The organism is Pseudorhodoferax sp., assembly GCF_047601025.1.
Lineage (GTDB): Bacteria > Pseudomonadota > Gammaproteobacteria > Burkholderiales > Burkholderiaceae_C > Pseudorhodoferax.
This window is the reverse complement of sequence record NZ_JASGJZ010000001.1, coordinates 3,832,198-3,843,160: the sequence shown is the minus strand read 5'-3', so window position 1 is coordinate 3,843,160 and position 10,963 is coordinate 3,832,198. Positions and strand designations below refer to the sequence as shown.

The 10,963-nt window shown below is 71.7% G+C and carries 6 protein-coding genes and 1 pseudogene; 3 read left to right on the top strand and 4 right to left on the bottom strand.

All coding sequences use genetic code 11. The annotated features are described in order from the left end of the window. Positions 1-8 precede the first annotated feature (8 nt). Positions 9-335, top strand: coding sequence for a CU044_2847 family protein (locus tag QM782_RS17975; RefSeq protein WP_415204260.1), 327 nt, complete (start codon positions 9-11; stop codon positions 333-335). A 3-nt stretch (positions 336-338) separates the two neighbouring features. After that, a complete protein-coding gene (locus QM782_RS17970; protein ID WP_415204259.1) occupies positions 339-3,215 on the top strand; it encodes an NACHT domain-containing protein in 2,877 nt (958 codons plus the stop codon). A gap of 47 nt (positions 3,216-3,262) precedes the next feature. On the opposite strand, the pseudogene QM782_RS17965 reads toward QM782_RS17970, so the two are convergent. Continuing rightward, a pseudogene (locus QM782_RS17965) lies at positions 3,263-4,006 on the bottom strand (IS5 family transposase). Between the two features lie 212 nt (positions 4,007-4,218). Here QM782_RS17965 and QM782_RS17960 point away from each other — a divergent pair. Then, positions 4,219-5,475, top strand: a complete 1,257-nt coding sequence (locus QM782_RS17960; RefSeq protein WP_415204258.1) for an amidase — start codon at positions 4,219-4,221, stop codon at positions 5,473-5,475. Between the two features lie 78 nt (positions 5,476-5,553). Here QM782_RS17960 and QM782_RS17955 read toward each other — a convergent pair whose 3' ends face one another. The 3 genes from QM782_RS17955 to imuA are packed head-to-tail and all read right to left on the bottom strand — an operon-like array spanning position 5,554 to position 10,835. Then, the gene (locus tag QM782_RS17955) at positions 5,554-8,868 is read right to left on the bottom strand and encodes an error-prone DNA polymerase (protein WP_415204257.1); all 3,315 of its coding nucleotides are present in this window, start codon (positions 8,866-8,868) and stop codon (positions 5,554-5,556) included. Continuing rightward, complete coding sequence (locus tag QM782_RS17950) at positions 8,861-10,147, bottom strand: DNA polymerase Y family protein (protein ID WP_415204256.1); 1,287 nt, start codon at positions 10,145-10,147, stop codon at positions 8,861-8,863. Before QM782_RS17950 ends, QM782_RS17955 begins: the two co-directional genes overlap by 8 nt. Then, the gene (gene imuA / locus QM782_RS17945; RefSeq protein WP_415204255.1) at positions 10,113-10,835 is read right to left on the bottom strand and encodes a translesion DNA synthesis-associated protein ImuA; all 723 of its coding nucleotides are present in this window, start codon (positions 10,833-10,835) and stop codon (positions 10,113-10,115) included. The genes QM782_RS17950 and imuA overlap by 35 nt, the downstream gene beginning before the upstream one ends. Between the last annotated feature and the right edge of the window lie 128 nt (positions 10,836-10,963).

The following is a 10,963-nucleotide window of genomic DNA, read 5'->3' as shown; positions in this document are numbered from 1 at the left end:
GAGATCCCATGAGCAAAACAATCGATGTCGAAGTCCATGAGACCGGCGCGTCCGAGGACAGTCTTCAGCCGGGAAGTCTGTCACCGCGGGTTTTCGGTCCCAAGCAGGATATAGGCGAGGCCGCCAGGCTGGTGAAGCCCATCGACGCGGCCTTGCTGCGGGACCACATCTCCGGAATCGTCAGTGAGCTCGCCGGGGGGCTCAAGCCGAGCCCCGATGGCCCCAAGTCCTGCGAGATCACGTTCAGCGTGAAAATCGGCGCCGAGGGCAATGTCATCGTCTCCAAGTTTGCAGCCCAGGCTCAGTTGCAAGTAAAAGTTACCTGGGAACGCTGAGCGATGGTAGTCAACAAAGGCCTGGTGCCTCCTCTGGGCGGCGACGAGGACCCCGATCTCGGTGTGTTCTTCCTGCTAGCCTCGCGAAAGAAGGCCGGTGGCGCCATCACCAATCGCCAATGGAAAGAGGACGAGAGTGCCAACGGCATGGCCTTCGTCGTTCATGCCGACGGATTGCTGGCGACGGCAGCGCATGTGCTTTGGCTTCAGAAGATCGGTCCGGGCGATACCGTCGAGGTCATGGGCGCTTCTCCTGCGATTCCCCTGAGGATGCGCGCCCACGTACTCGAACGCGGCTGGTGCGGCCCCCGTGTGGAGCCCGGCGGTCTCGTTCCGATGCACCCGGAGTATCAAACCTATGCGGACTTCAGGCCCGACGTGCTGCGCGAGGATTGCGCGTTCCTGCAGTTGGACCTGCGCTCCGCGGTGCTGGAACCGCGCGGCGGAGCATGCGTAGATGCGAACGCGGCGTTGTCGAACTTGCGCACCTTGCCGGTCGGGGTTCCCGGCTATCCGCAGAGTTGCCAGCAGGAACTGGCGGCCTGGTGGGTACTTAGGAATTTCGGACAACCCACGCTTCATCGGGGCGTAGGCAAGTTCAAGAGCGACGAGCCGTCGCAGCATCGTGCCTTCAGCCTTTGGAGCAGCGAGATCACGCACGGCTTCAGCGGCAGCCCGGTGTGGGATCCTCAACGGCGCTTGGTGGTCGGCTTCGTGCGTTCCGGCGTGTCCCCCAAGATGCCGGACACGGTGATTGCCGGAGACACACGGGCACTGACTGTTCACCCGGCCGTGGTGCTGTCTGTCGACCGGGAACTGGAGGATTTCGCGAGAGCCGTGAGCTTTCTCCTCCAGACCGACGCATTCGTTCGCCATGCAGCGGTGGTCCAGCACGGGCACGGGGCATTCATCGAGCCGCGACTGTCGAAGGTGTCCAGCGAGCTGCGGCTGGAGGACGACGGCGCTCGCAAGGGCGGTCTGCCCGCGATCGCACACCTGGGTGAACTACTGAGACAGCATCCGGTCGTGGTCATCTGCTGCGGTGCGGGCACAGGAAAGTCGACCTTGATGGCCGAGTTCGCCCGCAGACTTCTCGAGCAACCGGACGCAATACTGCCAGGCCGCAGGTTGCTTCCGCTGCTGGTGACGGCGAGCGAGATCGCGGACAACAGCTGGAAATTGGAAGATCTCCTGAAACCGTTGTTGCGACGCCTGGATGCCCCGGCCAGCAATGCCTGGCGCCTGGCGACGGTCCTTCAGGTCAACGCCGTCGAGCTGATCCTCATGGTCGATGGCCTCGACGAAGTCGAAGCCGTCCAGGTGCCACGTCTGCTCGCCGAGCTTCACCGATTACAGCGGGACTCTGGCACGGTCGCGCGCATCGTGGTGACCACGCGCGATGCGATGGTGGTCGGCCCGAAAGGAAGCACCCACCGATGGCAGATGCCTGTGGTCGAAATTCTCCCGTTCGACCCGTCCGCCGTACGCCAGTTCGCGGAGGAACGGTTCCGCCACCGCATCAAAGACATCGATGGCTTTGTCCAGGCGCTGGCGGATAGGGATTGGGCCGTCGAGGCCACGCCGCTGCAGCTTGACATGGCTGCGACGCTGTTCGACCAACCGGGCGGCTTGCCCTCTCGGGAAGCTGATGTGGTGTTCGCCTATGTTGAGCACCGAATCGCGAACCCGCGGCTTTCCGCTGACCTATCGGTGGACCAATTCGACGATCCGGAGCATTGGCCCACGCTACAGCGCAATGTCGTTCAACTGCTGCGCGGCATCGCCTACTCGACCCATCGCAAAGGCGGCACCAGCCTAGCTGCGCTCCAGGCCGGGCTGGCAGAGCTGTCCGGATTGCCAGGTTACGAAGCTTTTTCGGCCACGCCCAGGGCCTGTCTGGATTTCATCGTGCGGCGTCTGTCTCGAAGCGTGGGCCTCGTCAGCGTCAGATGGCTTCGTAACGACCAGGAAACACCGGATGGCCGGCACGCCTTGCGTGCGCCGGGTGCCGAACCCGAGCTGGTGTGGGAGCACCAGACCATCATGCAGGCGCTCGCGGCCGAGGCGATCGTGGATTTGCGCATGCTCGGTGGTTGTCATCTCCAGGAGACACTCCCGGAACTCGAGTCCCGGGACGACCACCGCTTGCAGTTGACACTGCTGGCCGCACTCGATCGCCGCGATCAGTTGCGGATCGTGGAGCGCCGTTTGTCCAAGGCGATCGCATCGCCCTTCTCCATGCGAAAGGAGTCGCTGCTCGCTTTGCGGGCACTCGCCGCCGGCATCCGAGTCACGGACGGCCTTCGCGACAAACTCGTCCAGTTGCTGGTGAGGATCGCATTTTCCATCACCAGCGGCGGTGTCTTGTGCGCCGAGCTTTTCTATTCCGGCTCCCCACTGCCTTCGCCCGTCGCCATCCTTCGACGGCCTGAACTTCGCGACATAGTCAAGCACGCGCTATGGAACCGATTCAAGTTTCGCAACCCCCGTCGCCATGGAATGGACAAGCCGCTGTTGGTGACCGACGCCGAAGCCAAGGTCCTCGACGCCGTGGACATGTGGAACGAATGGATTCCCGATTTGTCTCTTCGACGCAGGAGCGAGCAGACTCCATTGCAGCGCCCGGAGATCTTTTCTCGAGGCGGGCAGCCCACATCCCTGCGGGTGATCGACCGCGGAGGATTCAGTGTGGCAGAGGGCGATTCGCCGCCGAGACGTTTCGAACTTCCCGCACGGGCCTTTCTCGAAGGTGCAGTCGCCATGGCGAGACAACTATCAACCGAAATGACGCCGAGTCAGGTCATCGACCTGTATTTGCAGGCAGCGGACATCTATCTGCGGGACATCCCAGGACAGGACGCTTCCGACCACGCTGCCTAAGGCGTGTCATCAATCGAATCCGCTTGGACAAAGCGGTCATTGCCTGCTCATGCCAGCCACACCATGGCCGCAGCCAGATGGATGGCGCCCAGGAAGTTGCCGACGGTCCTGTCGTGGCGCGTGGCAATGGCACGGTACTGCTTCAGACGAGCGAAGAAGTTCTCGATCAGATGCCGCGCCTTGTACAACTTGCGGTCGTGCTCGCGCGGCTGCCTGTTCGTCGCCCGCGAAGGAATTACCACGGTCTTGCCCTGGCCCGGCAGCGGCTCGATCAGCCGGGCCTGGACATCGTAGGCTTTGTCCGCGATGATGGTTTGCGCGGGCGTGTCCTCGAGCAGGACATCGGCGCCCTGCAGGTCGTGGGCCTAGTGTGAGGTGAAAAGCCCGTGGGGTTGCCCGGCGCATCGACCGTGGCATGGATCTTGGTGCTCAGCCCCATCGGCTGCGCCCGAGCGCCTGCTTGTACGCATCCCCCCTTTGCCCCCCAGCACTGTGCTGATGGTCGCATCGATCATCGCGTACTCGTTGTCCACGTCCTGTGCCAACGCCTCGAACACACGCTGCCACGCACCGCTTCGGCTTCAGCGCGGGTGGCGGGTGTGCACAACGCGGAAATCGCCAAAGCGCTCGGGCAGGTCTCGCCAGGCAATGCCTGCCCTGTCGCGGTACAGCACGGCATCCACGAAAAGCCGGTTGCCTTTTGCAGTGGCTCCAGGCTGGCCGGCCTGGCCGGGCAACAGGTCCTTGATGCGCGCCCATTGAGCATCGCGCAGGGCGTATCTTTTACTCACCGCCTTGACATGGAGCTTGGCTCACCCTCTTCAATCCTGCAGGGAATTGATTGATGACACGCCCTAGTCACTACGTGACGCGCCACCGTTTCTAGAGCGGCGAAGCCAGAATGGCACGGATGCTGCATGCGCCCCTGCCCATCGAACCGCACCGGATGGCCATGACCCCAGCAACCCCTTCCCGCCGACACTTTCTCCTGCAATCTTCCGCCGTGGCGGCCGCCGCCTCGGCGCTGGGCGCCTGCGGCGTATCGCCCCTTCGCCGCACCGCCGCCGTGGACGGCAGCGTGTGGCGCGTCCATGGCGAGCCCCTGCTGGCCGGCGCGCCGGGCGGTCCGCTGGCCGGCCTGCGCATCGCCGTCAAGGACCTGTTCGCCGTGCAGGGCCAGGTGGTGGGCGCCGGCAATGCCGCCTGGCTGGCCGAGCAGTCGCGCCCCGAGGCCGCCAGCGCCGACGCGGTGCAGCGCCTGCTGGACGCCGGCGCCTCGGTGCAGGGCATGGCCCGCACCGACGAATTCGCCTACAGCCTGGCCGGCACCAACGGCCACTACGGCACGCCGCCCAATCCGCGCGCGCCCGAGCGCATCTCGGGCGGCTCCACCTCGGGCCCGGCCAGCGCCGTGGCGCTGGGGCAGGCCGACATCGGCCTGGGCACGGATACCGGCGGCTCCATCCGCATTCCCTCGTCCTACCAGGGGCTGTGGGGCATGCGCCCCAGCCACGGCGCCGTGCCGGTGCGCGGGCTGGTGCCGCTGGCGCCGTCGTTCGACACCGTGGGCTGGATCTGCCGCGACGCCGCCACGCTGCGGCGCACCGGCGAGGTGCTGCTGCCCGCCGCGCCCGGGCAGCCGCTGCGGCGCGTGGTCGTCGCGCCCAGCCTGATGGCCGTGGCCGACGCGCCGGTCGCCGCGCTGCTGGCGCAGGCCCTGCGCGCCTGGGGCGGCGCGCTGCCCCGGCCGGAAGAAATCGCGTTCGACACCGCCCCGCTGCCCGGCTGGGTCAGGGCCTTCCAGACGCGCCAGGGCTGGGAAGCCTGGCGCGCCCACGGCGGCTGGATCGCCCGCCACTGGGACAGCCTCAACCCCGACGTGAAGAGCCGCTTCCAGGCCGCTGCGCGCTACACGGACGCCGACCTCGCCGCCGCCGACCGCGTGCTGGCCGAGGCCCGCGCCGCCATCACCGCGGCGCTGGGCGATGCGGTCCTGCTGCTGCCGTCGGCCTCGTCCTTCGCGCCGCTGCGCACCGAGGCGGCCCTGGGCGGGACGGTGATCGAGGCCGCGCGCGCCAAGACCTTCCAGCTCACCTGCCTGGCCGGCATCTCGGGCCGCTGCGCCATCAGCATGCCGGTGGCCACGGGCGGCGAACCGCCCGCCGGCCTGTGCATGGTGGGGCCGTGGGGCCGCGACCGCGACCTGCTGGCCCTGGCCCAGGCGGTGCAGGCGCAGGGCGTCGCCCACGCCGCCGCCTGACGCCGCCTGGCGCCGCTGCCTGACACCGCCGCCCGAAGCGACCGCCACGGGCGGCGGCGGCCGGGGGCCGCGCGCGCCTCAATGGAAGTCCCGGCTGCTGCTGCGCAGGCGCCCGAGCCGGCCGAGCAGCGGCGACAGGTCGCGCAGCCGCTCGGCCACGAGGTGGCAGACCTGGCCCCCGCTGTCCTCGTCGCGCTGCCACAGGCCCTCGACGGCCAGCAGGCGGGACTGCAGCAGGGCGTCGCGCTGGCGCTCGCGTACGTGCCGCCAGACGATCACGTTGACGGGGCCGGTCTCGTCCTCCAGCGTCACGAAGATCACGCCCTTGGCGGTGCCGGGCTGCTGGCGCACCGTGACCAGGCCGCAGGCCCGCGCGCGCCGGCCGTGCGGCAGCAGGCGCAGCGCGTCGGCGCTCAGCACGCGCCAGCGCGCCAGGCGCTCGCGCAGCAGCGCCAGCGGATGGCTGCGCAGCGTCAGGCCCACGGCCGCGTAGTCGAACAGGATCTCCTCGCCCTCCCGGGCCGGCGCCAGCGCCAGCGGCGCCTCGTGCACGGGCGCGCCGCGCAGCAGCGCCGGCGGGCGGTGCCGCGCGGCGGCCTCCCAGGCCTGCTGGCGGCGGTGGCCGGCCAGGCTGGCCAGCGCGTCGGCGGCGGCCAGCGCGTCCAGGTCGCGCCGGTCCAGCGCGGCGCGCAGCGCCAGGTCCTCCACGCCGGCGAACGGGCCGTGCGCCCGCGCGGCGACGATGCGCCCGGCCGCGGCCTGGTCCAGCCCCTTGGCCAGGCGCAGGCCCAGGCGCACGGCCGGCTGCCGGCGGTGCGGCGCCGGCCGGGCGCGCTCGCCCGGGGCGTCTTCCAGCGTGGCGTCCCAGTCGCTGCAGGCCACGTCGACCGGGCGCACCTGCACGCCGTGCCGGCGCGCGTCCTGCACCAGCTGCGACGGCGGGTAGAAGCCCATGGGCTGCGCGTTCAGCAGCGCAGCCAGGAAGGCGGCCGGCTCGTGGCACTTGAGCCAGCTGCTGGTGTAGGCCAGCAGCGCGAAGCTGTAGGCATGGCTCTCGGGAAAGCCGTACTCGCCGAAGCCGCAGACCTGCCGGTAGATGCGCTCGGCGAACGCCAGGCTGTAGCCGTTGCCGCGCATGCCGTCGACCAGCCGGTCGCGCCAGGGCGTGATGTCGCCCTCCTTCTTCCAGGCGGCCATGGCGCGGCGCAGCTGGTCGGCCTCGCCGGGCGTGAAGCCGGCCGCGATGACCGCCAGCTGCATGACCTGCTCCTGGAAGATCGGCACGCCCAGCGTGCGCTTCAGGGCCGCCTCGAGCTGCGGCTTCTCGTATGCGATGGCGAGCCCCTGCCGCACGCGCTCGCGCGCCTTCAGGTAGGGATGGACCATGCCGCCCTCGATCGGCCCGGGCCGCACGATGGCGACCTCGACCACCAGGTCGTAGAACGCGCGCGGCCGCAGGCGCGGCAGCATGGACATCTGCGCCCGGCTCTCGATCTGGAACACGCCGACGGTGTCGGCCGCGCAGATCATGTCGTAGGTCCGCGGATCCTCGCGCGGGATGCCGGCCAGGTCCCAGTCCGTGCCGCGCAGCGGGTTCACGAAGTCCAGGCAGCGCCTGAGCGCCGTCAGCATGCCCAGCGCCAGCACGTCGACCTTCATGAGGCCCATGCGCTCCAGGTCGTCCTTGTCCCACTGGATCACGGCGCGGCCGTCCATCGCGGCCTTCTCGATCGGCACCAGGCGCGTGAGCGGCCCCTCGGTCAGCACGAAGCCGCCCACGTGCTGGCTCAGGTGGCGCGGAAAGCCGCGCAGCTGCTCGGCCAGCACCAGCCACTGCTGCAGGCGGCGCGGGTCGATGTCGATCCGCAGCTCGGCCAGCAGCGCGTCCAGCCGCTCGCCGATCAGCTGCGGGTCGAACCAGTGGTGCTCCTTGGCGAAGGCATCGACCAGCGCGGGCGGGATGCCGAGGGCCGCGCCCACGTCGCGGATGGCGCTGCGGCGGCGGTAGCAGATGACGACGGCCGCGATCGCCGCGCGGTCGGCGCCGTACTTGCCGTAGATGTACTGGATGACCTCCTCGCGCCGCTCGTGCTCGAAATCGACGTCGATGTCGGGCGGCTCGTTGCGGCGCTCCTTGCTGATGAAGCGCTCCATCAGCGGGTGCGACTCCTGCGGGTCGGCCGCGGTGATGCCCAGGCAGTAGCAGACCACGGAGTTGGCGGCCGAGCCGCGGCCCTGGCACAGGATCCGGCGGCTGCGCGCGAAGCGCACGATGTCGTGCACCGTGAGGAAGAACATCTCGTATCGGCAGTCGGCGATGAGTTCCAGCTCCTTCTCGACCAGCGCGCGGATCGCCGGCGGCATGCCGCCGGGGTAGCGCAGCCGCGCGGCCTCGGCGTAGGTCAGCCGGCGCAGCGCCTGGGCCGGCGTGAGGCCCGGCGGCAGCGTCTCGCGCGGGTAGCGGTAGGCGATCTGCTCCAGGCCGAAGCGGCAGCGCGCGCGCACGCGCTCGGTGTTGGCCAGCAGCTCGGGCGGATAGGCCTGCGCCAGCGCCGCCTGCGGGCGCAGCCGGCGCTCGGCGTTGGGCTCCAGCGCGAAGCCGCATTCGGCCACGGGCCGGCCCAGGCGCACGGCCGTCAGCACGTCCTGCAGCGGCTTGCGCGCGCGGGCGTGCATCAGCACGCCGCCGGCCGCGACCAGCGGCACGCCGGTCAGCGCCCCCAGCCGCTGCAGCCGCCGCAGCCACTGCGCGTCGTCGGTCTCGCCGGCGAGTTCGGCGGCCAGCCACAGCCGCTCGCCGAACAGCGCGCGCAGGCGGCGCAGCCGGGCGCGCAGCGACAGCTCGTCCGGCGCGGGATGGCGCTCGGGCACGTAGAGGATCTCGCAGCGCTGCAGCGCCGCCCAGTCGTCGTCCCAGTCCACGCGGTAGTCGCCCTTGGCGATGTCCTGGCGCCGGCGCGCCCGGGAGATCAGCGTGCACAGCGCGCCCCAGCCGTCCAGGTCCTGCGGCAGCACGACCAGGCGGCAGCCGGGCAGCGCGAACTCGCTGCCGGGCAGGAAGTGGAAGGCGCGCCGGTAGCGCACGCCGGGCGCCTGCCGCTCGGCCTGCGCCAGCATGGCCTCGTAGTCCTGCAGCGCCGCGTGGGCGCGCACCACGCCGGCCACGGAGCATTCGTCCGTCAGCGCCAGGCCACGGTAGCCCAGGCGGTAGGCCTGCACCACCAGCTCGGCCGGGTGCGAGGCGCCGCGCTGGAAGCTGAAGTTGCTCAGGGCGTGCAGCTCGGTGTAGGCGCAGGGCGCGCCGGGCCCGTCCGCGGCCGGCGGCGGCAGCGGCCATTGCCAGGCGTCGCGCGAGGCCTGCTGCGCCTGGGCGTTGCGCGAGGGATCAGGCATACACGCCCTGCAGGAACCAGCGCGGCGCGGGCTGGCCGCGGTGCGGCGGCTCGCAGTACAGCCACAGCAGGCCGCAGCGCTCGCTCAGGGCCAGCCGGTAGTCGCGCCTGGCGGACCGGGGCGTGGACAGGTCCCACCAGCCGGGGCCGTCGATGCGGCGCGTGCGCGCCAGCAGCTGCAGGGGGCCGTGGAACACGGGCCGGCCGTCCTCCAGGCACAGCGGCAGCGGCGCCTGCAGCAGCCAGGCGGGATAGAGGGCGGCATCGGCCGCCGGCGCCGCCGCGCCGGCGCCGGCCTGCGGCGCCGGCACCCAGCGCTGCATGCACTCGGGGCGGTGGTCGGCCAGCAGCTGCGGCACCAGCACGCGGTCCGCGCCCAGGCGCGCGCCCAGCCGCTCGACGAGTTCGTGCAGGCGGTCGCCGCGCGCCTGCTCGTCGGGCAGCAGGCTGGCCGTGGCACCGGCGCACGGGGCCGTCTGCAGCGTGCGCAGGCGCAGGTGGTTGGCCGGCGCGGCCAGCGGCATGCGCGCCAGGTGCTCGGCCAGCAGGCGGCGCAGGTGGGCCAGGTCCTGCGTCGGCCGGGCCGTGCGCACGACCAGCTCGCCCCGGGGCGGCAGCGCGCGGCCGTCCAGCCGGCGCAGGTCGTGCGTCCACTGCAGCTGCAGCGCCAGCACGCCGCGCTGGCCGGCGCGCAGCCAGGCATGCAGCGCGGCCAGCAGGCGCTGGCCGGTCCACAGCAGCTCGGGCGCGGCGACGGCGGCGGCCGGCAGCTCCAGGTTCTGGTCGAACACCGGCGGCAGCCGGCACCAGGGGAAGGTGGACGGCCGGTCGCCGTAGGCCTGGTCCAGCGCCTCCAGCAGCGCGGCGCCGAAGCGGCGCGCCACGCCGGCGCGCGGCAGCGCGCGCAGCTGGCCCCAGCGGCGCTGGCCGGTGCGCGCCAGCACCGCCAGCGCCGGCCCGGCCGCGGCCAGGGTGTCCAGCGGCAGGCCGTCGGGCAGCTGCGCCGGGCGGGGGCGGCCCTGCCGCTCCAGCTGCAGCAGCGCCAGCGCCACCGGCGCCGTGGCGGCGCGCGCCCAGCCCTGGCAGGGCGCCAAGCCCTCGGGCTGCAACAGGCGCGCCAGCAGCGCGCGCAGCCCGCCCCACAGCCGCAGCGTGGCCGACACCTCCAGCAGCACGCCGCCCTGCGCCTCGGCCACGCGCGGCGTGAACTGCAGCGCATGCCAGCACCAGGCCTCGCGCTGGTCCTCAGGCGGCGACAGGGCGATCCAGCAGGTCGGCATCGCGGGTCTCCGGGCAGGCGGCCGGCTGCGCCACGGCGCCGCGCCGGCGCGGCGCCAGCAGCGCGGCCAGCGCCGGCGCATGGGCCGGCAAGGCGACCGGCTGCGCCATCGGCGGGCCGCGGCGCTTGAACACCAGCACCTGCAGCGCCCGGCCGCCCTGCAGCACGAGCCGCAGCGGCGCCGGCGAGGATTCGGCCTGCGCCGCGGCCGGGCGCAGCGCGAACAGCGGCCGCCCATGGTCCAGCGCGGCCAGGTGCAGGCGGCGCAGCCCGCCGGCGCGCGCCTGCGGCAGCCAGGCCAGCACGGCCGGCACGTCGGCGCAGCGCAGGGCCTGCTCGGCGGCCCACAGGCGCGCCGTGGCGTCCTCCACGCGCACCCACAGCAGCCGCGCGGCCGGCAGCCCCTGGGCGGCCAGCGCCGGCGCGAACGGCTGCACCCCCTCGGGCGCGCCGACCAGCGCCACGGGCCCGCGCGACGCGCCGGCCAGCCGGGCCAGCGCCGGCAGCAGCAGCCGCCAGGCGGGGCCGGCGCCGTACGGGCGCGGCGGCTGCAACAGCTCGGTCAGGCCGGCCGCGGGCCAGCCGCCGCCGGGCAGCTCGGCGTCCAGCGCGGCGTGGCCGCTGGGCAGCACGGCCGCGCCGGCCAGGCCCAGGGCGTCGGCCCGCCAGACATCGGGGCGTTGCGGCAAGGCAGGAAAGGACGGCATGGACATCGGGAAACTGTTTTTCCATCCAGTATCCCTGTCCACCGCCGGCCGGTCAAGGTGCATGCAACGCGCCGCACCGGCGGTGCACGGCAATAGAATCAAATGAGAAA